Annotated in this window: 27 protein-coding genes and 1 pseudogene; 15 read left to right on the top strand and 13 right to left on the bottom strand. The window is 65.8% G+C overall.

Going from position 1 to position 21,204, the window contains the following annotated elements; all coding sequences use genetic code 11:
• The first annotated feature begins 20 nt into the window (after positions 1-20).
• From JQ633_RS00915 to JQ633_RS00855, 14 genes and pseudogenes are all read left to right on the top strand, one after another.
• Complete coding sequence (locus tag JQ633_RS00915; protein ID WP_211981406.1) at positions 21-464, top strand: hypothetical protein; 444 nt, start codon at positions 21-23, stop codon at positions 462-464.
• Between the two features lie 35 nt (positions 465-499).
• Complete coding sequence (locus JQ633_RS00910) at positions 500-799, top strand: hypothetical protein (RefSeq protein WP_211981405.1); 300 nt, start codon at positions 500-502, stop codon at positions 797-799.
• Between the two features lie 44 nt (positions 800-843).
• Positions 844-1,035, top strand: coding sequence for a hypothetical protein (locus tag JQ633_RS00905; protein WP_211981403.1), 192 nt, complete (start codon positions 844-846; stop codon positions 1,033-1,035).
• Complete coding sequence (locus JQ633_RS00900; RefSeq protein ID WP_211981402.1) at positions 1,035-1,286, top strand: hypothetical protein; 252 nt, start codon at positions 1,035-1,037, stop codon at positions 1,284-1,286. The genes JQ633_RS00905 and JQ633_RS00900 overlap by 1 nt, the downstream gene beginning before the upstream one ends.
• On the top strand, positions 1,283-2,338 hold the full coding sequence (locus JQ633_RS00895) for a hypothetical protein (protein WP_211981401.1): 1,056 nt from the start codon (positions 1,283-1,285) through the stop codon (positions 2,336-2,338). The genes JQ633_RS00900 and JQ633_RS00895 overlap by 4 nt, the downstream gene beginning before the upstream one ends.
• The gene (locus JQ633_RS00890; protein WP_211981399.1) at positions 2,335-2,646 is read left to right on the top strand and encodes a hypothetical protein; all 312 of its coding nucleotides are present in this window, start codon (positions 2,335-2,337) and stop codon (positions 2,644-2,646) included. Before JQ633_RS00895 ends, JQ633_RS00890 begins: the two co-directional genes overlap by 4 nt.
• Positions 2,643-2,915 (top strand): hypothetical protein, encoded by a 273-nt coding sequence (locus JQ633_RS00885; protein ID WP_211981397.1) that lies wholly within the window; start codon positions 2,643-2,645, stop codon positions 2,913-2,915. Before JQ633_RS00890 ends, JQ633_RS00885 begins: the two co-directional genes overlap by 4 nt.
• Entirely contained in the window at positions 2,908-3,246 is a 339-nt protein-coding gene (locus JQ633_RS00880) for a hypothetical protein (RefSeq protein ID WP_211981396.1), read from the top strand. The genes JQ633_RS00885 and JQ633_RS00880 overlap by 8 nt, the downstream gene beginning before the upstream one ends.
• Positions 3,243-3,497: a helix-turn-helix domain-containing protein gene (locus JQ633_RS00875; protein WP_211981394.1), complete on the top strand. Its 255-nt coding sequence runs from the start codon at positions 3,243-3,245 to the stop codon at positions 3,495-3,497. Before JQ633_RS00880 ends, JQ633_RS00875 begins: the two co-directional genes overlap by 4 nt.
• Before the next feature lie 40 nt (positions 3,498-3,537).
• On the top strand, positions 3,538-3,855 hold the full coding sequence (locus JQ633_RS00870; RefSeq protein ID WP_211981393.1) for a hypothetical protein: 318 nt from the start codon (positions 3,538-3,540) through the stop codon (positions 3,853-3,855).
• Positions 3,783-4,373: pseudogene (locus JQ633_RS35575) on the top strand (DNA cytosine methyltransferase); the annotation flags it as partial. The gene JQ633_RS00870 and the pseudogene JQ633_RS35575, both read left to right, overlap by 73 nt.
• A gap of 270 nt (positions 4,374-4,643) precedes the next feature.
• Positions 4,644-5,015: a hypothetical protein gene (locus tag JQ633_RS35040; protein ID WP_249158669.1), complete on the top strand. Its 372-nt coding sequence runs from the start codon at positions 4,644-4,646 to the stop codon at positions 5,013-5,015.
• Between the two features lie 254 nt (positions 5,016-5,269).
• Positions 5,270-6,445 carry a tyrosine-type recombinase/integrase gene (locus JQ633_RS00860; RefSeq protein WP_211981389.1) on the top strand — a complete coding sequence of 392 codons (1,176 nt, stop codon included), beginning with the start codon at positions 5,270-5,272 and terminating at the stop codon, positions 6,443-6,445.
• 392 nt (positions 6,446-6,837) lie between these two features.
• Positions 6,838-7,035 (top strand): hypothetical protein, encoded by a 198-nt coding sequence (locus JQ633_RS00855; protein WP_211981387.1) that lies wholly within the window; start codon positions 6,838-6,840, stop codon positions 7,033-7,035.
• Between the two features lie 404 nt (positions 7,036-7,439).
• On the opposite strand, the gene cobF is transcribed toward JQ633_RS00855, so the two are convergent.
• Genes cobF through cbiE form a run of 6 tightly spaced genes read right to left on the bottom strand, consistent with a single transcriptional unit; the run spans position 7,440 to position 12,551 of the window.
• On the bottom strand, positions 7,440-8,183 hold the full coding sequence (gene cobF / locus JQ633_RS00850) for a precorrin-6A synthase (deacetylating) (protein WP_211981385.1): 744 nt from the start codon (positions 8,181-8,183) through the stop codon (positions 7,440-7,442).
• Between the two features lie 7 nt (positions 8,184-8,190).
• Complete coding sequence (gene cobA, locus JQ633_RS00845; protein WP_211981383.1) at positions 8,191-8,919, bottom strand: uroporphyrinogen-III C-methyltransferase; 729 nt, start codon at positions 8,917-8,919, stop codon at positions 8,191-8,193.
• Positions 8,916-10,226, bottom strand: coding sequence for a cobyrinate a,c-diamide synthase (locus tag JQ633_RS00840; RefSeq protein ID WP_211981375.1), 1,311 nt, complete (start codon positions 10,224-10,226; stop codon positions 8,916-8,918). The genes cobA and JQ633_RS00840 overlap by 4 nt, the downstream gene beginning before the upstream one ends.
• A complete protein-coding gene (gene cobM, locus JQ633_RS00835) occupies positions 10,223-11,008 on the bottom strand; it encodes a precorrin-4 C(11)-methyltransferase (protein WP_211981373.1) in 786 nt (261 codons plus the stop codon). Before cobM ends, JQ633_RS00840 begins: the two co-directional genes overlap by 4 nt.
• Entirely contained in the window at positions 11,005-11,373 is a 369-nt protein-coding gene (locus tag JQ633_RS00830; RefSeq protein ID WP_211981371.1) for a cobalamin biosynthesis protein, read from the bottom strand. Before JQ633_RS00830 ends, cobM begins: the two co-directional genes overlap by 4 nt.
• Positions 11,370-12,551, bottom strand: coding sequence for a precorrin-6y C5,15-methyltransferase (decarboxylating) subunit CbiE (gene cbiE / locus JQ633_RS00825; protein ID WP_211981369.1), 1,182 nt, complete (start codon positions 12,549-12,551; stop codon positions 11,370-11,372). Before cbiE ends, JQ633_RS00830 begins: the two co-directional genes overlap by 4 nt.
• Here cbiE and JQ633_RS00820 point away from each other — a divergent pair.
• Complete coding sequence (locus JQ633_RS00820) at positions 12,550-13,299, top strand: cobalt-precorrin-6A reductase (RefSeq protein WP_211981367.1); 750 nt, start codon at positions 12,550-12,552, stop codon at positions 13,297-13,299. The genes cbiE and JQ633_RS00820 overlap by 2 nt on opposite strands.
• Here the strand turns inward: JQ633_RS00820 and cobJ are convergent.
• Genes cobJ through JQ633_RS00785 form a run of 7 tightly spaced genes read right to left on the bottom strand, consistent with a single transcriptional unit; the run spans position 13,275 to position 21,175 of the window.
• Positions 13,275-14,009: a precorrin-3B C(17)-methyltransferase gene (cobJ, locus tag JQ633_RS00815; RefSeq protein WP_211981365.1), complete on the bottom strand. Its 735-nt coding sequence runs from the start codon at positions 14,007-14,009 to the stop codon at positions 13,275-13,277. The two genes, JQ633_RS00820 and cobJ, sit on opposite strands and share 25 nt — an antisense overlap.
• The gene (locus JQ633_RS00810; protein WP_211981363.1) at positions 14,006-14,734 is read right to left on the bottom strand and encodes a precorrin-2 C(20)-methyltransferase; all 729 of its coding nucleotides are present in this window, start codon (positions 14,732-14,734) and stop codon (positions 14,006-14,008) included. The genes cobJ and JQ633_RS00810 overlap by 4 nt, the downstream gene beginning before the upstream one ends.
• Before the next feature lies 1 nt (position 14,735).
• Positions 14,736-15,365, bottom strand: coding sequence for a precorrin-8X methylmutase (locus tag JQ633_RS00805; protein WP_211981361.1), 630 nt, complete (start codon positions 15,363-15,365; stop codon positions 14,736-14,738).
• Positions 15,365-16,528 carry a precorrin-3B synthase gene (gene cobG / locus JQ633_RS00800; RefSeq protein WP_211981359.1) on the bottom strand — a complete coding sequence of 388 codons (1,164 nt, stop codon included), beginning with the start codon at positions 16,526-16,528 and terminating at the stop codon, positions 15,365-15,367. Before cobG ends, JQ633_RS00805 begins: the two co-directional genes overlap by 1 nt.
• Complete coding sequence (cobN, locus tag JQ633_RS00795; RefSeq protein ID WP_211981357.1) at positions 16,525-19,770, bottom strand: cobaltochelatase subunit CobN; 3,246 nt, start codon at positions 19,768-19,770, stop codon at positions 16,525-16,527. Before cobN ends, cobG begins: the two co-directional genes overlap by 4 nt.
• On the bottom strand, positions 19,770-20,804 hold the full coding sequence (gene cobW, locus JQ633_RS00790; protein WP_211981355.1) for a cobalamin biosynthesis protein CobW: 1,035 nt from the start codon (positions 20,802-20,804) through the stop codon (positions 19,770-19,772). The genes cobN and cobW overlap by 1 nt, the downstream gene beginning before the upstream one ends.
• Positions 20,801-21,175: a DUF1636 family protein gene (locus tag JQ633_RS00785; protein WP_211981353.1), complete on the bottom strand. Its 375-nt coding sequence runs from the start codon at positions 21,173-21,175 to the stop codon at positions 20,801-20,803. The genes cobW and JQ633_RS00785 overlap by 4 nt, the downstream gene beginning before the upstream one ends.
• Positions 21,176-21,204 lie beyond the last annotated feature (29 nt).

The raw sequence follows: 21,204 nt of genomic DNA, 5'->3' as shown, positions 1-21,204 counted from the left end.
GAATTACCCGGAGAAAACAAATGCTTGCACAGAATTTCAAGTCCGCTGACGAACTCAAAATCTCCGAGGCGCAGAAGGACGCGCTGATCAAGACGCTGGTGCTTCTCGAGACTGGGAAGCTCATTCACGCCTCGCCCGATGATGAGGATTTCTTCATCAACAATTCCTGGGAAGAAGCCGGCCTCAAACCCCGCTTCGATGGTCGGTTCAACCTCGGAACATGGGCGGCTACGGCAAACTGCGGAACAGTCGCCTGCATCGGTGGCACTGCAGAGGCAATCTCAGGCGTGAGATTTCATGGCTGGATGGATCGGCTGGACGGCCTGCGCGATCTCTTCACTCCGCAGTGCTTGAGCTTCAGGGAATGGTCAAAGGTCACTCCCACTGAGGCCGCAACCGCACTTCGCAGCTACCTAACGACCGGCGACGCGCGCTGGGATTTGGCCGTCGCGTCTTCTGTTTAGTCACACAGCCACAAAGCAACATAGCGGGGACCAAAATGTTCGTTGAAAACGGCTACCTGACCACCGAAACGAAGGCCGATCCGTTTACGCTGGAGAGCTTGATCGCCTGGCTGGAGACGCAGCCGTCGAACACCGAATACGACTGGATCAACTGCGATGCCTGCCTGTGTGGTCAATACGTTCGGGCAATTACGGGAAACGACTTCCCCTCCGGAGTGACGATCTACGCGCACATGTTCGCCGACCATGTCGAATATGGCGACGTCGCCTCTGAGCGCCCCTGGACGTTCGGCGCCGCTCTTGATCGCGCCCGGAAGGCTTTGGCCGCGCGCTGAGCTATCCCCACACTCCTCCGCGAACAACTCATACAAGGCGACCGATGACGATGTACGAATTCATGGGCCAGCATCCCGTTCTGACGTTCTTCCTCGCGATGATCGCGGCATCGGTCGCTTGCTATCCCTTCAGGCTCGCCAATCGCTGGATCAGACATCGCAACATCGTCGCGCAGGGATGGCCGCCGGCGCACCTCGACGCTGATGGCGATCCAATCGAGAAGGACGAGGACTAATGATCCGCCTCGCCCAAGTCGGCTTCGTCGCCATGACCGCCATCTTCCTGGCGCTGACGGTCTACTGGTACCCGGTCCCGTCGATTGCCGCGGCGTGCCTTGCGATCTGCGTCGCGGCCGGAATGCTCAACGCCGGCACTGCTACAGGACTGGCGAGCGGCGCGGGCTGCATCGGCGCCGTCGTCATCATCTTGGGCGGCCTCTATCTCCTCACCTACTTGCTATTTTGCGCTGGAGGGCGCTGCGCATGAGTGAACGTGAAGAGCTATTGGCCCGCGCCGCCCAAGACTTCATTGACAAGGTTGACCGCGGCGAGGCGCGCAGCTCGAAGAGCTACCGGCAATTCAAGGATGCTCTTGGCGCAGCCCCTGCCCAAGGTGTGGCACCTAGCGGCATAGAGATTGAACGCGAGCGCTGCGAGAAGATCGCAAGGAACCGGGCGGTTAAGCTGCGCGCCCAAGCAAAGCAGATGAAGAGCGCGCCGCCGAGGGCGAATTATTTCGCTCGCGCCATGGAGGCGTCAGTCATTGCCGACGCTATCCGGGCACTAAAGAGTTCTGACGGCAGCGAAGCCGCGGACGGCGCTATAGGTGCTGGTGGTCTCACGGACCAGCCCCGTAAATGCGAACCGTCACAGCCGGAGGGTGAGACTACCCGGCTTGCCAGCCCAGCGCCTGGCCCGTCAGTTTCTACAGGATCGTCAGGCCGCTTTACGCTCGGACCACCCGTGGAGGTCCGTAAGGTTGAGGACGTGATCGATGAGATCGTGATCCGCGGCAGCGACGTCCATATCGAGCAGATGTCGAATGACAATTGGTATATGGGCGTCGAAGCTTCTGACGGCTCGCACTGGCAGTTTTGGTTTGGCGCTAAAAACCGAAAATCACACGTTGAATTCCGACGGCATTTTGAGGTGACGCCAGCGGCATCGAACGGTCGTCCGCACTCCGGACAGAGGGGTGGCGATATCTGCAAGTGGATCGATGACCAGATCGCGGAAGCATCTGGCATGCAGAAGGCGTCGTTTCAGGCAGGCAAGGATTTGCAGGGCGAGCGCTGGCATGCGCGTCAGTGCGCTCTCTACGAAGTTAGATTGAAGGTTTGTGGGGCCGAGTCCAACCGGCATAGCGGCGCAGTTGGATCTGAGAAGCGCGCCGAGCAGAGCAGCCCAGGAGGCGACCATGAAGTAGCGTCAGCAATTCCCCATGAAAACAGAGAGAACGGGGCTGGCCGGGATGAACCCACGCCCGGTCAGTCCTCATGTGCTCCATCTCCGGGTGCAAACGCGGAGGTTAAGCGATGAGCTTGGCCTTCGAGCAGGAATTCGACGCGCTGATGACGCGCATCCATCAAGCCAAATCCAACCCGACACAGTGGAATGCGTATCAGGTTGAGGCGAACATTCGCCAGTTGGTCGAGGACGAGTGCGCGCGACGGCTCGCGGCGGAGGGCGCGCGGGAATATGTCAACCGCGCGATTGCATCCTACGACGGCGATCCGGCCGACAACCAATTCCAGCGCGGACATCTTGCCGCCCTGGAGATGGTTCGGGACGAAGCCTTCCCGCCCGTCTCATCGACGGGTGGGACCAATGGGAGCAGCGCAACATGAGACTAAGCAAAGCTCGCGCTCGAAGCCTTCTGTTGGAAAACGCTAATTGCCACGCGACGACGGGATACGATTCCGAGACGCGCCAGTTGACCTATGCGCTCAACTGTTACGGCTCGTGGGAGCAAGGGAAAGGTCACTCGGCTGAATACAAAGTCGAGATGACGAAGATCGAGATGATGCTTCGCGTCGTTCAGGACTGGATGAAGATCCTGCACGACCACGAGGCGCGCTTGGCGCAGCACCCTCCGCAAGAGTTGCGCCATGACTGACGCACAGCTCCTCAAATTCGTCACCGGATTCCGCCGCGGCATCGTCGGCCGAGGCAAGAGCGACTACATGTGCTTCGCAGTCTGCGCGCCGCTGGTCACGTTGTTGAACATGCACGGCGTGCCAAGCACCCTGCGCGAAGGCACCATCAAATTCGATATCGGATCGATCAACCATTTCTGGATCGAGTTGGCGGATGGGCGCGTCGTCGATCCAACCGCCGATCAATTCAACCGCTTCTTTGGGCGCGCACTTCCGAAGGTCTACCTCGGAGCCGCTGACGCCGTCTTACACGCAGTGGTTCACGAGGAGCAATCAGGAGAAGCGCGTTGACTACCCTGAAAGACGATTGGAAAAAGCCGAGATCCAAAGGCAACCATCTGACCGATGCGGAGATCGCTCAGATCAAGGAAGCCTACAAGGCCGGCCGCACATCTCGCGACATTGCGAGAGAGCTGAAGTGTGCGAGCCGCACGACAAGCAAATACTATGGCTTCTTCGAAGCCGAGGGCGTCAAGAAGCACTCGGAAAGCCGGCCGACACCTCCCGGCCCGCGCTTCTACAAGTCCAGCTTCGAGCTTTAGTCATGACGCAACACATTTCCGAGGAGAGCGAGGTAGGCGAATGAAGCCATGCCTCAAGCAGATGACCGAATGCGTCATCATTCGCTCCGATGGGCGGCGCTACTACGCGACCAATCAGTGCGCCGTGGATGGCCTAGATACCTGCCCCCGCGTCACCGCTGGGTGCGAGACGGGGACCGGATATGAGCTCTGCGGCTCGACCCACGCTGAAGCTAACGCCGCAGCTCTGGCGGCCAATAGCGCGGATATTCCGGGTCACGCCTTCCTGAAGGGCCACACTTGGCTGTGCAAGCCTTGCCAGGATGCCCTCCGCGCGGTGAACGTCAATACGTTCCATATCGTCGAGAGGCTTCCGTGAATGTGGCTTTACGTTCCGATAGCCTCAACCTCATCAGCCTTTGCACCGGAGGCGGAGGACTCGACCTCGGCGTCGAGTTGGCAATCCCAACTGCTCGCTCAGTCGTGTGCATGGAGAGGGAAGCAATCGCAGTCGCGAGACTGGCAACGGCGATGGAAGAAGGCCTTATGGCTCCAGCGCCTATATGGTCTGATGTCAGAACCTTCAACGGCCGCCCATGGCGTGGAATTGTGGATGGCCTCATTGGCGGCATCCCGTGCCAGCCTCACTCCGTTGCAGGCCAGCAGCTCGGAGAGGAAGACGAACGCGACCTCTGGTCAGCGGCCCGCCGGATCATTGTTCAGGCCCGGCCATGGTTCGTCCTCATCGAGAACGTCGAAGGCATGCTCCACACTGGTGGACTTGAACGGCTGTGTCGGAACCTTCGACGCCTTTGTTTCGAGGTTGAGGTTGGACTATTCAGTGCGTCAGAATGTGGCGCGACGCACCAGCGCAACCGCGTTTTCGTCCTCGCCGTGGCCGAGGCCGAAAGCACTATCTGGTGGCCCCAATTCGAAGCGATCCGAACGGGGAGCCGGCGGCCCGGACCTTCAGGAAGTAGCCATCATCTGGAGTACTCCAAGGGCCAGCGACGCGGAGAAGGGCGGGCCGAACCAATCCTTCGGAGCGGGCGGCATTCCGTTGCCGGCGCAGGCAACGGCCTGGGCAACCCCCACCTTGAACGGCAACCACAACCGCAAGGGGCTATCGGAGAGCAGCGGGGACGGCCTGAGCACGATGGCGGTGCAGTGGCCGACACCGACATCCTTGAGCTTCGACGGGAGCCATCAGCCGGGCAATTCGCGGTCGATGAATGCAACGCTAGACGCAGCCTCTTCCCTCCGGCGCCAAATGACATCGACGGATGGCGCGACATCCTCGAATTCTGGCCGGAGTTTGAACCAGCGGTTCGTCGGATGGCTGATGGGATGGTTGGACGGGTGGACCAGCTTCGAATGCTCGGCAACGGAGTTGTCCCGCTTCAAGCGGCGTATGCGGTTCGCACTCTCGCAACTCGCCTTGCACGACGCGCCGCCGGCGCAAAACGACTTGTTCGCATGATGGAGCTCGGCGAGATGGTTTCAGTCTTCTCACAAGACGTCGGAGTAGTTGACCGCTGAAAAATGCGTGTGCGTAAGCACTTTAAATTTTGGGTTGTGCGTAATTTCGGTTAAAATGGAAGCATGACAAAGCCACTCACGATGCTGGAAGCTGCAACCGAGTTGGGAATGTCCGAACGGTGGCTGCGCGGCTGGCTGGCGCAATATCCTGTGGATGCCAAGGGCGTCCCCTTTTACACTCCGATGGGCCGGCGGAAAGAGTTTGACCCGACCGATATTGAGCGCATCCGCACGCGCATCAGGGAGATTGAACAATGCCGCTTAGGCTCTACCGGCGCCCAGGAAGCAAAATCTGGCATTACCGCGGAACAGTTGGGCCGGCTGGCAAGAGGCAAAGGCTTAGGGAGTCCTGCTTCACCACGGACAAGGACATCGCCGCGCGCCAGATTGCCGAAATCGAAAAGCGTTACTGGGACGGTCATTTCGATGGTCCCGCCGCCATCCTGACATTCGAGCAGGCGTGCATTCAGTTTCTGGCAGACGGCAAGCCCTGCATGGTTGGCACCCTCGATGTGGTGCAGGCCGCACGGGACTATTTCAAGAAAGAGAAGATCGTCTACGTCAAGGACATCACGTCGAAGAAGATACGCGCCATGGCGGACGAGCTTTATGGTCACTGCACCGGAGCTTCCAAAAACCGCTTGGCGGTCTCGCCGGTTCAGTCAGTCATCAACCATTGCGCCGAGAACGACCTTTGCTCTTTCATCCGAGTGAAGCGGTTCCCGCAAATCCACAAGGAGAAGGAGCCGGCGACGCTCCGTTGGGTGCAAGACTTCCGCGCGGCCACGAAGCCCCATCTCGGCGCCTACGCCCTGTTCATGTTCCTGACCGGCGCACGGCCCAGCGAGGGCCTTGCGATCGACCGCGAGAAGGATCTGAACCTTCAGGCTGCAGAGGCCACGATCCGGATGACGAAGGTGGAAAAGGACAAGCTGGTCACCGTGACGCGGACGCCTCACCTGCCCGCAATCCTGGTGGCGGCGCTCGCCAACCTTGATCCGGTCCCCACCCGGCCGCTGTTCGTCTACCGCAAGTACGGCGACATGATTGAGACGTGGCGGGGCGCCGTGGAGCGCGCGAAGCTGCCGGTCCTGACGCCGCACTGCTGCCGGCACGGCTTCGCCACCGAGCTGCTACGGCGCGGCGTGGACGTCTGGACGGTGGCATGGCTGGGTGGCTGGGCGAGCGCCAAGCAGGTGCTGGAGACCTACGGGCACGCCGTAAAGCGGCGGTCGATCACCGACGTGTTGGCCTCGCCCGCCATGCGGGCGGCGTTCGATGACGTGACCCACAACGCGCTTGAGATCACGAAGATGCTTTCCGGCTATTCCGACGAGCAATTGCGCGCCGAACTGGCCCGCAGATCGGTGACACAGAACCGACACGACGAAGACGATGCATTCCGTCAAGTAACTGGCAGAACACGGTAATCTGAAGTTACTTCCTTCTCCGGCCGTGAACATAGTTCCGGTCGGACCGCGTTCGTGTACGACAGTGATGAAGGCCTTGGCCTCTACCGCACGGTAGCGTGCGTTGGCCTTTTCCGGATCGACGAGCCGTCGTGAATGAAATGCGGGGCGATCTTGGCAGCCGCCCAACGACGTTCATTCGCAGCCTCGAGGGCAACGAGGTCAGTCATGACTTCTCCAACGGAAAAAAGCCGCCTGTAGGCGGCCTGGGTCAAAAGTTGTGAAGTGCAACCTCTTGCACTGAGAGGTTGCCGAGACTAAATTCCGGGTTGCAGATTGACTACCGGAATACCTAGGATGGAACTAATCTCCTGTTTGAAGGAAATGCCTCTCCTCGCAGGAGGCGTTTAGAAGTGCCGAATTGGCTGCAGATCGTCTTGATCGTCGGCATCTTCATCGTGTTCTACGCTTACCATTATCGCTCCAAGCGAAACGGCAAGTGGCACTCTGATGGTTCAGAGCGGATGCGCCGCTACGTCAACGGCAAGTGGGAATACAGGCCCACCACCAAGAACGAGCACGACGAGCACATTGGCCGTTCGAGCTGGTGAAGAGATTCACGGATCGGGTGCATTTTCGTCATGGTACGGTGGTTTCACGTATAAACCATGACCGGTATTGCCGTGATGACCTATCTCGCCATCCGGGCGTGTTCGCGAAACGACCACTGGCATCTGCACTCGCCATTTCTTGGCAACAGTCCTCCCCGACGCCGCTTGCGAATGGCGCTTGGCAGTACCGAGAGCTCACGCCAAGCGAAGTAGAAGAATACCGACAGAACTACCGATCATGAGAGCGCGATCTAGACCACGCGCATAATGCGGTTGACGATCATGGTCGGCTGAACGTTTCGATGCGTTGCGCCGGAACCAGCATTTGCGTTGTTGATGCCGGTACCTGCGGCGGCGCTCTGCGAAACGACGCTCGAGCTGTTCGACGGCAACAGGCTCGTCGCCTACCGCCTGAGGATGTAGCTGTCCATGATCCAGCCATGCCGTTCGCGCGCCTCACGGCGTGCGGCGACGATGCGATGGCCGATCTCGGCGAGTTCGCCCGCCATGATGATCTGGTCGGGCATGCCGAGATAGGCGCCCCACCAGATCTGCAAGCCCTCGGGATCCAGCGTCTGAAAAGCCGCGCCGCCGTCGAGCATCACGACGATGGTGTCGACGCCGGCCGGCCAACCGTTCTCGCGCAGCAGCCGGCCCGTCGTCACCAGGAACGGCTCGCCGATCTCGTTCAGCGGCAGCGCATGCGCCGCGCACAGCGCCTGGATCGAGGTGATGCCGGGGATCACCTCGATCGCCGGCAGCGGGTCGAGCCGGCGCGCAATCCGCAGGCTCGAATCGTAGAGTGACGGATCGCCCCAGATCATCAACGCGACGCGTCCCTCGCCGCCGAGATGATTTGCGATCTCGCGCGACCATACCGCCGCGACCGCATCGTGCCAATCGTCGACGCCCTTGCGATAATCCGGGTCGTCGGCGTCGCGCACCGGCAAGTCGAACTCCGCAATGCGCGTGCGTGCGCTGGTGAGCACGTCGGCGCAAATGCTTCGCCGCAGCTCGGCGAGGTCAGACTTTGCGGTGCCCTTGCGCGGGATCAGGATCAGGTCCGCCGCGTTGATGGCGCCGATCGCGGCCTGCGTGAGCTGCTGCGGATCGCCGCAGCCGATGCCGATCAGCGACAGCATCAGCATGACCGCCTCACCGGTGATCCGGCGCCAGCGCGCCGAACATGATGATCGCGGCCGTCGTCGCGGCGGGCGCGTCCGCAAGCTGCGCGGCGAGCTCGGCGATCGTGGTGCGAACCAGCTGCTGATCGGCATGGCCGAGCTGCTCGGCCAGCACGGCTTGCGTATCAGGAGACAGGCCGTGCGCGATCAGCTGCGCGGCCAGCGCCGGGAAGGTACGGCGGCCCATATAGACCACCGTCGTCGCCTCGGGATCGGCGAGCGCCGCCCAGTTGAGGTCTGCCGGCAAGCCGCCAGTCACGTCGGCGCCGGTCACGAACTGGACCCGGCGTGAGGTCAGGCGCCGTGTCAGCGGGATACCGGCCTGCGCGGCCGCGACGCAGGCCGAGGTGACGCCCGGAATGATCTCGTAGCCGATGCCGGCCGCGCGCAGCGCCTCGATCTCCTCCTCCAGCCGCCCGAAGATTCCCGCATCGCCGGATTTCAACCGCACCACGCGCACGCCGGTCGCGGCATAGTCGACCAGCAGCCGGTTGACATGCTGCTGTCGCGCCGACGGACGGCCGGCGCGCTTGCCGACCGCGACGAGATTGGCGCCGGCGCGGGCGAGATCGAGGATCGCGCCCGAGGCAAGGTCGTCGTAGAGCACCACATCGGCGTCGCGCAGCCGCGCGGCGCCCTTCAGCGTCAGCATTTCGGGATCGCCGGGACCCGCCGAGACGAAGGAGACAAAGCCGCTCACCGGTCCTCCGCAATCAGATGGAAGAATGTACCCGTCGCAAGACCGCACCGTGAGCCGGTCTCAGCGACCACAGCCCCGGTCGCGTCGCGAACGATGGCGAGCGGCGTGTCGGGCTGTGCGACGATGGTCGAATAGTGGAATTCGTGGCCGCGCAGCCGCGCGCCCGCGGCGTACCCGGGCATCGGCGCCGCAAGCTCGGCGAGCCGGTAGCCGAGATGCATGCGGCGCTTGGCATAGCTGGTCTCGAGGCCGAGCAATCCCGCCATCTCATGGCGCACACCGTCGGCATCGGTCAGCGCGCTGCCGAGCACCATGTAGCCGCCGCATTCGCCATGCACAGGCCGCGTCGCGGCGAAGCCGCGCAGCGCGCCGAGAAAACGCGAATTGGCGGCAAGCCGGCCGGCATGCAGCTCGGGATAGCCGCCGGGCAGCCAGCACACGTCGGCGCTCGGATCTGGACCTTCATCGGCGAGCGGCGAGAACGTCACGATCTCGGCGCCGGCATTGCGCCAGCCTTCCAGCATGTGCGGATAGACGAACGAGAATGCAGCATCGCGCGCCAGCGCGATGCGCTGTCCGGGCGGCGTGACGTCGAAACCGCGCGCGACCGGGTGCGGCGACCAGGCGCGTGCCGATTGCAGCACCGCATCGAGATCGACATGCTCGGCAACGAAGCGCGCGGCCTCCGCGATCAGACCGTCGACCTCGGCCTGCTCCTCCGCCTGCACCAAGCCGAGATGGCGCTTCGGCAAGGCGATCTCGGCGTGGCGCGGCAGCGCGCCGAACACCGCGATATCGGCGTCCGTCATCGCACGGCGCACCAGATCCTCGTGCCGCGGACTGGCGACGCGGTTGAGAACGACACCGGCAAGCGTCACGCCGACGCGGAAATCGCGCAGTCCCGCGGCGACCGCCGCCGCGGTTTGCGCCTGACCGGAGGGATCGATCACCAGCAGCACCGGCCATCCCATCATCTCAGCAACGTCGGCGGTGGCGCCGGTGCCCGACGCGCCGCGCGCGGCGACACCGTCGAACAGGCCCATCGAGCCCTCGGCGAGCACGAGGTCGGCATCGGCGCCACGGCCTGCCAATCGCGCGATCCCATCGCGCGGCATCGCCCAGCTGTCGAGATTGACCGACGCACGCCCCGTCGCGACCGCATGGAAGGCAGGATCGATATAGTCGGGCCCGCTCTTGAAGCACTGCACGCGCAGCCCGCGATTGCGATACGCACGGGCGAGCGCCAGCGTCAGCGTGGTCTTGCCGGCGCCGGAGGCCGGCGCTGAGATCATGAGGCCCGCCGTCATTGCGATCCATCCGGAAAGCGCGGTGTGGGGCCCACGGGACGATAGCGGCGGTCGTAATCGGCCGCATAGAGCCGGCTCTCGGAGAACTGCTCCGCGCCGAGCGTCTTGCCGACCAGGATCAGCGCGGTGCGTTCGAGGCCGGGGCCTACTGCCGCATCGAGCGTTGCCAGCGTGGCACGCACGATGCGCTGATCCGGCCAACTCGCGCGCCAGACGATCGCGACCGGGCAATCCGGCCCGTAATGCGGCGTCAGCTCGGCAACGACCTTGTCAAGCAAATGGATCGACAGATGAATCGCGAGCGTCGCACCGGTCGCGGCGAAGGCCGCGAGCGTCTCGCCGTCGGGCATCGCGCTCGCCCTGCCCGGCGTGCGCGTCAGCACCACCGATTGCGCGAGACCGGGCAAGGTCAGCTCGGCCTCGAGCGCTGCCGCGGCGGCCGAGAACGCGGGCACGCCGGGCGTGACCGAACAGGGAATCGCGAGCGCGCGCAGCCGGCGCAGCTGCTCGCCCATCGCCGACCAGATCGAGAGATCGCCGGAATGCAGCCGCGCGACGTCCTTGCCTTCCGCATGCGCCGCCGCGATCTCGGCGATGATGTCGTCAAGCGACAGCGGCGCGGTGTTGATGATGCGCGCACCCGGCGGGCAATGCGCCAGAACGCCTTCCGGGACCAGCGAGCCGGCATAGAGGCAGACCGGGCACGCGGCGATCAGATCGCGGCCGCGCAAGGTCAGGAGATCGGCGGCGCCGGGTCCCGCTCCGATGAAGTGCACCGTCATTCGCCGTCTCCTTCCGCGATCGCCGCGGTGGCCATCCGGTCCTGCGACACGGCCCGGGCCGAGATCAACCGTGCGCTGCGGCCTGCGGCGGCAAGCGCGGCGGCCTCGGCGATCGAGCCCGTTCCGAACATGGCATCAATCAGCTCGGACTGCGTCACTGTCTCGATTCCGGCCAACCTCGCGGCCGCAACGCCGCGGATCGGCAATCCCAAGTCGCGTGCCAGCGAGGTCAGCGCCGGCGCATCGGCCTTGTCGTTCACCGTCGCGATTGCCGCAACGCCGTCGGTCCCGCCGGCCGCGACAAGCGCGTCACGCAGCGATGCGGCGCTGGCATCGCGCCTGAATCCCACACCCGCGACCTTCATCGCACCGCGCTCCATTGTACCACCGGCCGCGCCGCCTTCCACGAACGGTACCGCCCCAGCGCGTCGGCGTGAGCGATCTCGACCCGCATCAGCTCGCCGCCATGGCGCTGCTGCAGATCGGAGAGCAGCGCCTCGGTTTCCAGCGTCACCGCATGCGCAACCAGCCGCGTGCCCGGCGCGATGCGCGACCAGACGGCGTCGAACATGTCGGCATCCAGACCTCCGCCGATGAACACTGCATCCGGCGTCGCAAGGCCCGATAGCGCGCCGGGCGCCGCCCCCTCGACCACGGAGATTCGGTGTGTCAGGCCGAAGCTTGCGGCATTGCTGCGGATGTTGGCGACGCGATCGGCGCGCGCCTCGATCGCGATCGCCGTCCCGCCGCACAACGCCCATTCGATCGAGATCGAGCCGGAACCGGCGCCGATATCCCACAGCCTTTCGCCGGAGCGCGGCGCAAGCGCCGACAGCGCAAGCGCGCGGATCGGCCGTTTCGTCAGCTGCCCGTCATGCGCAAAGAGCGCGTCGGGAAGGCCCGAACTACGCGCAAGTCCTGCCGCGCCCCGCGCCTCCAGCGCGACCGCGACCAGATCGTTGTCCGGGTCCGCCGCGTAGCCGTCGGCGCGATACTGCGCGATGTGTTCGCGCGGGCCGCCGATGGCAGAGAGTGTCCACATCGGTGAAGCATCCCAGCCGCGCTCACTGAGCCATTGCGCGAGATCACGCGCCGCCCTGCCGTCGCGCAGCAGGCAGATGATCCGCACGCCGCGCGCCAGATGCGGCACCAGCCGCTCGAACGGCGCGGCATGCAGGCCAAGGCAGACAACGTTTTCAAGGCGCCATCCCAGACGTGCGGCGGCGAGCGAGAATGTCGACGGCGCGGGATGTGCTATCCATTCGCCGCGTTCCAGCTTCTCGGCGAGAGTGCCGCCGGCGCCATGCCAGAACGGATCGCCGGAGGCGAGCACTGCGGTGGGCCGGCCACGGCAAGCCAGCACGACCTCGGCATCGAACGGCACCGGCCAGGTGCGGCCGCGATCGCCGATGCCGGCCAGCGCGAGATGCCGTTCGCCGCCGAACACCGTCTCGGCTTCACCAAGCGCCTTTCGGCTTGCATCGGAGAGGCCGGCGAGGCCATCTTCGCCGATGCCGATGATGGACAACCACGGATTACCCATGACGCGCGCCCTGATCCTGGGCGGAACCGCCGACGCCAATCTGCTCGCGGCGGCGATTGCGCGCGCGGGGATCGATGCGGTGTATTCCTATGGCGGACGCACCCGCGCGCCTGCGGGCCAGCCGCTGCCGACGCGCATCGGCGGCTTCGGCGGCGTCAGTGGCCTTGCCGACTATCTGCGCCGCGAGCGCATCACCCATGTGGTCGACGCGACCCATCCGTTCGCGGCCGAGATGAGCCGCAATGCGATCGACGCGTGCGCGCAAGCCAGAACGCCGCTGATCGCGCTCGAGCGTGCGCCATGGCTCAAAGCTTCCGGCGACAACTGGATCGAGGTCGCGGACGTCATGTCCGCCGTAGCCGCATTGCCGAAGCACCGAGCCACCGTGTTCCTCGCGATCGGCCGCCAGCACATCGCGCCGTTCGGCGCGTTGCCGCAGCATGCCTACACGCTGCGCTTCGTCGATCCACCCGAGGAAACGCTGCCTCTGCCCGATGCGGATGTCATCGTGTCGCGCGGGCCGTTCACGCTCGACGGCGAACTTGCGATGATGCGCGCGCGCGGCATCGCATGGATCGTCGCCCGCAATTCCGGCGGCACCGGCGCGCGCGCCAAGATCGATGCCGCGCGCGAGCTCGAACTTCCCGTCATCATGATCAATCGGCCGCAGCTGCCCCACCGAGCGCAGGTGCAGAGCGTCACTGACGTGATGCAATGGCTCGGTCATCGGACCTGCCTCGGCGCATAGACCCAGCGGCCGGCCCGGCGCGTCGCGGAATTGCAGACGATCACCAGCGTCCGCATGTCGGCCATTTCGGGCCGCGCCTCGCGCAGCACGACGGTTTCGATCCGCTGGTCGGGCGTGCTGACCGCCCGCGCGAACAGCGTGAGGCGCTCGCCACACCCCGCTTCGCGCAGGATCTCGAGCGCGCGGGCAAATCCCTCGGGCCGGCTCGCCGAGCGCGGATTGTACATCGCGATCGCGAAGTCGGCCTCCGCCGCGAGCCGCAGGCGCTGCTCGATCACCGGCCATGGCTTCAGATTGTCGGAGAGGTTGATCGCGCAAAAGTCATGGCCGAGCGGCGCACCGGCGCTCGCCGCCGCTGCCAGCATCGCGGTCACGCCGGGCAGAACGCGGATCGGCAGATCGTGCCATTGCGGGGCCTGCTCGAGCGCCTCGAACACGGCGGAGGCCATCGCGAAGACCCCAGGATCGCCGGAAGACACCACGACGACGTCGCGTCCTTCGGACGCCAGCCGCAGCGCCTCGCCGGCACGCTGCAGCTCGCCGCGATTGTCGGATGGATGCAGCGTCAGCCCGTCGCGCGGGCGAACTCGTGCGACATACGGCGCGTAGCCGATGATATCGGTCGCAGCCGCGAGCGCGGCGGAGACTTCCGGCGTGATCATGGCCTCGTCGCCCGGTCCCAGCCCGGCGATGGTCAGCGTGCCGGTCATTCGGCCGCCTCCGCTCGGCCGCGCCCGTGCACGAGCACGATCGCAAAGTACGGACACTCGGCCTCGCCGAGTTCGGCGAGCCGGGCGACGCGTTCGCCCGGCATGGTGCCACGCTCGACCAGCCAGGCATCGTCGAGACGGCCGGCGGATGCGAGCGCACGGCGCACCTTCGCAAGGTTACGCCCGGTCTTCATCACGACCAGCGCGTCGGAGCCGCGCATCCGCCGCTCAAGCTCCGCCTCCGGCAGCGTGCCCATCAGCACGGTGGTGACGTCGTCGCCGAGCGCGATCGGCCGGCCGACCGCATTCCAGCACCCGGCCATGCCGGGGATGCCGGCAATGACCTCGATCTCGACGCGCTCCTGCAGCCGCGCGTGCAGATGCATGAACGAGCCGTAGAAATAGGGATCGCCCTCGCAGAGCACGACGATGTCGATCGCACCGGCCATCCGGGCGAGGCGCTCCGCCCATTCGTCGTAGAAGCCCGCGAGCAGCCGCGCGTATTCCGGATCGTCGAAGGCGATCTCCGTGGTGACCGGATATTCCATCGGATATTCGCTGACGTCGGCGGCGAGCAGCCCGTCGACGATACGGCGTGCCTGTCCGGGACGTCCCTTCTTGCGGAAATACGCGACATGCCTGGCGGCGCGGATGGTGCGGTCGGCGCGCACGCTCATCAGGTCTGGATCGCCTGGGCCGAGGCCGCAGCAGATGATGCGTCCCATGCTATTCGCTCCGGCTCGCCAGCGCGTTGACGGCGGCGACCGTGATCGCCGAGCCGCCGAGACGTCCTTCGACGGTCAGCGCCGGCGCCGGCAAGGCGGCCAGCAACGCCGCCTTGGATTCGGCGGCGCCGACGAAGCCGACCGGACAGCCGATGATCGCCGCCGGCCGCGGGCAATCGCCCTGCTCCAGCATGTTGAGCAGATGGAACAGCGCGGTCGGCGCATTGCCGATCGCAACGACCGCCCCATCCAAATGGGGCCGCCACAGTTCGAGCGCCGCCGCGGAACGGGTGTTGCGCATGGATTGCGCGAGCGCCAGCACGGCCGGATCGCCGAGCGTGCAAATCACCGCATTGCCGGCCGGCAGCCGCGCGCGCGTGATTCCCTCCGACACCATGCGGGCGTCGCAAAGGATCGGCGCGCCGCCCTGCAAGGCTGCACGCGCACGCGCAGCCATGCCCGGCGTAAAGCGGATATGCGCTTCGAGCCCCACCATGCCCGCCGCATGGATCATGCGCACTGCAACCGGCTCCTCGTCGGGCGTAAAGCGAGCAAGATCGGCCTCGGCGCGAATCGTGGCAAAGGACTGCCGGTAGATGGCCGCACCGTCGGTCTCGTAGACGTGAGGCATCAGCGCCCTCCCGTCAGAACGGAGGGATTGATGACGATGGCGGCGCCGCTCAATCCGCGCATCACAGGTGTATCGCGCGTCGAGCCGTGGCGGACGAGATCGAAACCATCGCGCGTCGCGACAAGCGTGATCTCGGCCGAGCCGGGATGGGCACAGCCCTTGGCACAGCCGGAGACGTGCAACCGGGCACCCGATGGAATATGCGGCGCAAGCGCCGTTGCCAGCGCACGCGTATCGGCATGCGCCTTGCCACAGCGCGGCGCTCCACTGCAGGCGATCACGCGCAGCGCCGGATCATCGGCTTGCGTGATCAGGCCGGCGCCGGCGGGCATCGCGCGCATCCCCTCGGCCAGCAGCATCCGCCATGGCGTCACGCGCAGGGCGTCTGCACAAGCGGCGAGATGATTGAGCGTTTGATGCTGCATCTGCCCAAATGCGACCGCGACCAGCGCACCTTCAGGACAAAGCCCGGGAGCCGGATCAGCCGATCGGCGCGCTGGTGCCGCATCGCCACAGAGCGCGTCCGGCAAGGTTGCACCTGAGGCAAGGTGCGTCGCCATCCGCCGCCTTTCTCCCTCGGCGCCACCGGACGCGACGAACCATTCGGCCAGCGCGAGCCCAACCGGCACCGCTTCGCTGCGCGTGACCGCGCGGCCAAGCGGTGCGCCATCGGCGCGCACCAGCAGGCCGCCCGCGCTATCGCGCTCGATCCGAACATCGGCGGAGGCACCCGCCAGCACGCGTTCGCGGCCGTCGTCGACGGCAAAGCCGAACTTGGTCGGGAGATCGAGAGCCGCGCCGGCCAGCGCCTTTTCGAGCTCGGCCGCAAGAGCCCGGCTCTCATCGCCGGCGGTCCAATACGGCGTCACCAACACATTGCGCCGCGCTTCGCTGTCAGGATTGGCATCGAGCAGTCCAAGCCGATCGAGGCCATCGATCAGCGGCAGATAGCTCTCCTCGCCGACCCCGCGAATCTGCAGATTGGCGCGGCTGGTCAGATCGATCAGGCCGTTGCCGTAGCGCCTCGCCAGTTCGGCCAGTCCTGTCGCCTGCGCCGCATCCAGCCGTCCGCAATGCGGGCGTACGCGCACCACGAGCCCGTCGCCCGACCGCATCGGCCGCAGCGCGCCGGGACACCAGCCCCTGATTGCTACCGCGCTCATGAGGCCTCCTGCAGCGCCGCCGCGATCGAATTGCGCCGCGTCTGCCAGAGCGAGGCCTCATGCAATCGGGCGAAGCAGGTCTCCATCGCGGCGAGCGCCGCCGGATTCTCGCGCGCCATGAACGCGCGAACGTCGTCATCCGCTAATGTCGCATCGTAATAGAGATCGAACAGATGCGGCGGCACCGCACCGGCAAGATGCGCGAACGCCGCCATGTGCTCGAGCGTCGCAGTAATCTCGGCGGCACCGCGAAAACCGTGGCGCATCATGCCTGCGATCCAGGCTGGATTGGCGGCGCGGGCGCGCACCACGCGCGAGATCTCCTCGGTCAGCGCGCGTGCATGCGGCTGGTCCGGCCGCGTCGCATCGAGGTGATAGAGCGACGGCACCTTCGCGCCGAGACGCCGGGCCGCCGCCGCGATGCCGGCCTCATGCGAGGCGTAATCTGCAGCCAGCAGCAGATCGGTCTCCGGCAAGTCCTGGGTGTGGACGAAACTGTCGGCCGCAACGAGCCGCGCCTCGATGCCGGCACGGTCGGGCCGCATCTCGCCGTCCGATGCAAAGGCCCAGGACGATGCGGACAGCCACGCTTCCCCCGCCGCATCGCGCGAGTCCTGGGTGAAGACATCGGGCATCGAGGCGATGCCGACGCCATATTCGCCGGGACGCGGCCCGAACACGCGCGCAACGCGCTGGAGATAGGGATTCTCGTCCGCTTCCTCGCTGCGTTCGGACAGCGCCGCAGCGGCGGCCTCGAACAATTGCGCAAGGCCGGAAAACACGTCGCGGAACAGGCCCGACACGCGCAGCGTCACATCGATGCGAGGGCGGCCAAGCTCCGCAGGCGCGATGATGTCGTAACCCGACACCCGGCCCGAGCCGTGATCCCAGCGCGGCGCGATGCCGGCGAGATGCAGCGCCATCGCAAAGTCCTCGCCGGCGGTGCGCATCGTAGATGAGCCCCAGAGATCGACGACGAGCCCCTTCGGCCAGTCGCCGTGATCCTGCAGATGACGGCGCAGCAGCTCCTCGGCGAGCCTGACGCCTTGCGCATGCGCCGACGGCGTCGGCACGGCGCGTGGATCGACGGCGAACAGATTGCGCCCGGTCGGCAGCACATCGCTGCGCCCGCGATAGGGCGACCCCGAAGGCCCCGGCGCCACGCGCCGGCCGCAGAGCGCATCACGCAGCGCTGCCCTCTCCGCCTCGCCGCAAGCACCCTGCCCGAACACGTGCAGGCCGTCGCCGAACTGGCTCTCCTTGAGATCGCAGACGAAGCGGTCGATCTGCGGGATCGCTTCGGCCGCGGAGATCGATGCGGCGAGGCCGAGATCGTCCTCCAGCCCGGCGATGCGCGCCTCGTCGCGAATATCGGCGATCAGGCGCCGGCGCCGCGCCGGATCGAGCCCGTCGGCGGTCGAATATTCGTCCAGCAATTGCTCGAGCCGACGCAAGGCTTCAGGCAACGCCGCCTGCGCCAGCGGCGGCGGCAGATGGCCGATTGTGACCGCGCCAATCCGCCGCTTGGCCTGCGCCGCCTCGCCGGGATCGTTGACGATGAAGGGATAGATGACGGGCAAATCGCCGATCAGCGCCTCCGGCCAGCAGCTCGACGACAGCGCGACCGACTTGCCGGGCAGCCATTCCAGCGTGCCATGCGCTCCCATGTGGACGACCGCGTCGCTGCCCTGCTGCCTGAGCCACAAATAGAACGCAACATAGGCATGGCGCGGCGTGCGCGAGAGATCGTGATAGTCGGCATCGCGCCGCGCGGCGTCGCCGCGTTCCGGCTGGACCGCAATGATGGACTTGCCGCAGCGGATCGCGGCGAAGTGAAACGCACCGTCGCGGTAAGCAGGATCGTCCTCCGGCGCGCCCCAGGTGGCGGAGAGATCGTCCCGTAGCTGTTGCGGAAGGCTGGACAGTGCCGCGCGGTAGTCGGTCGCGCTCCACGCCAGCGTCCGGCGCAGAAGCGCGTCGCCCATGTGCTCGACCCGTTCGACGTCAAAGCCGGACGCATAGAGATCGCCCAGCATCACATCGACCGAGGCAAGCGCATCGAGCCCGACGGCATGCGCGATCTGATGCGGCCGTCCCGGATAGTTCGAGAGCACGATGGCAAGCTGCTTGTCATGCGCCGGCTTGCCGGCAAGCCGATGCCAGGCTGCCACGCGCGATGCCACCTCAGCGACGCGCTCGCCATCCGGCTTGTGCGCTTGGTGCGCGAACTGCAGATCGGGATCGCGCTCGGTTGTCGACTTGAAGCTGACGACGCCCGCGAACAGGCGGCCGTCGACCTCCGGCAGCACCACGTGCATCGCCAGATCGCCAGGCGAAAGCCCGCGCAGCGACTCGGCCCAATCCTCGCGCCGCGCGGTGGACAATGCGACCTGGAACACCGGGCATGGTGCGAGATCGAAAGGCGTCGTGCCGTCGTCTCCGACCGCGGAGAATGCGGTCGCATTGACGATGACCGCAGGGGGACATTGTGCAAAGTGCGCGCGGAACCAATCGGCCACGCCCGCGGCCTTCAGCGATGTGACGAACACACCGCATGCAGCAAAGCCCTTGCCGCGCAGCGCCTCGATCAGCGCATCGACCGGCGCCGTGTCACCCGCTGCGAGATAGGAGCGATAAAAGGTCACCAGCGCCAGCGGGCGGCCATCCGATTCGGGCGGCCGGACGACACCAAGCCGCGGATCGTAGCAGCCGATCTCGGGAAGATCGATCTCGCCGGTGACCGGCCCGGCGTAGAGACCCGATGCCAGCGCCAGTTGCGCGATCACGGCCTGCGCGGCGACCGGCCCGCCCTTGTCGCACAGCGCCTTCAGCCGCCGCAGCGTCGAGACCGGCAATGCCGAGAATTCGTCGAGCCGCAGATCGTCGCGGCCGTCGGCCGGCAGCACGACGAGCGCGATGTTGCGCTCCTTCGCCAGCCGATACAGCGCCGCCAGCCCGTAGGACCAGTATGGCTCGCCGCCGATCAGCCGCACCAGAATGCCGCGCGCGTACGAGGCCATCCGCTCGATGTAGGTGTCAACCGACAGCGGGTGGCGCAGCTCCGCGAGATTGGCGAGCCGCAGCGACGGCAATGCGTTGCGTCCGCGCCGCCAGCCGGCCGCGAACGCCGCGAGATCGCTGTCGGAAAACGAAAGCACCACGAGATCGGCCGGATCCTGGCCGAGGTCCCTTGGCGTCGCGGTCTCCTCGAGACCGCGGCTCTCGCGGAAGACGACGTGCATCAGACACCAAGCCGTGCCCGGATCGCGGCCTCATCGATATCGCCATGCTCGCCGATCACGACCAGCTTCGATTGCCGCGGACGCGCGCCCCACGGCGTGTCGAACTGATGCCGCACCCGCTCGCCGACCGACTGCACCAGCAGCCGCATCGGCTTGCCTGCGACCGCGATGTAGCCCTTGGCGCGCAACACGTTCTGCTCGCGCGCCAGACCCTTGATCGACGCGACCAGCGTCTCGACATCGGCGATTTCGGGCAGATCGATCACCACGGAATTGAAATCATTGTGCTCGTGCTCGTCCTCGCCGTCGTGGTGCGACGGTCGCGACGCGAGGTCATCCTCCGCCGCGGCCTCCAGCCCGAGGATCAGGCGCGCATCGATGGCGCCGTCGACGACCGGCAGCATCGGCACCTGCCGCGGCATCTCGGCCTCAATCACGAGCTTTGCTGCATCAAGCCCCTGCGCGCCCGCGAGGTCTGCCTTGGTCAGCAGCACGATATCGGCGCACGCGATCTGGTCTTCGAAAACTTCGGACAGCGGCGTTTCATGGTCGAGATTGTCGTCCGCTGCGCGCTGTGCGTCCACCGCAGCCGGATCGGGCGCGAAGCGGCCGGCCGCGACGGCCTCCGCATCGGCAAGTGCGATCACACCGTCGACGGTGATCCGCGAGCGGATCTCGGGCCAATCGAACGCCTTCAGCAACGGTTTCGGCAGCGCCAGCCCCGATGTCTCGATCACGATGTGATCCGGCTTCACCGGGCGCGCCAGCAATTGCTCCATCGCCGGAATGAAATCATCGGCGACGGTGCAGCAGATGCAGCCATTGGCGAGCTCGACGATGTTCTCGGTCGGGCAATTGGCATCGGCGCAGGACTTCAGGATCTCGCCATCGACGCCTTCGCTGCCGAACTCGTTCACGAGTACCGCCAGCTTGCGGCCGTTGGCGTTCCTGATCAGATGCTGGATCAGCGTCGTCTTGCCCGATCCGAGAAAACCGGTGACGACGGTGACCGGCACCTTTGCGAGCGTGTTCATTCTGCGGCCTCCGGCACGGCGGATAGAGGGGGGATGCGGGCAAGCGATTGCTTGCGGAAGATTTCCGGGCGACTGCGCCACGGCACGATGCCGTCGGCCGCCGCCGCATAGGCCGCGCTGCCTGCGATCACATCCGCAGCATTGGCCGCGGACAGCCGGCCATAGACATAGGACCAGCGCCCCGGCGCGCTGAGCGCGACCGAGCAGCCCTGGCTGCAGGCGGACAGGCATTCGACCGGAACCAGGTTGACGCCGTCAGGCACACCAGCCTCGGCGATCGCGGCGTGCAGCAGCGCGCCGGGCGCGGCTTCGCCTTCGGCCAGGGTCTGGCCGGCGCGGCAGGTGATGCAGACATGAAGCGTAACGTTCATCGCCCTATCCCAGATTGAACGGCGGGAGG

The sequence above is a fragment of the Bradyrhizobium tropiciagri genome, from assembly GCF_018130505.1.
GTDB lineage: Bacteria > Pseudomonadota > Alphaproteobacteria > Rhizobiales > Xanthobacteraceae > Bradyrhizobium > Bradyrhizobium tropiciagri_B.
The sequence above is the reverse complement of the archived record's forward strand: the minus strand, read 5'-3'. Positions and strand labels throughout refer to the sequence as shown.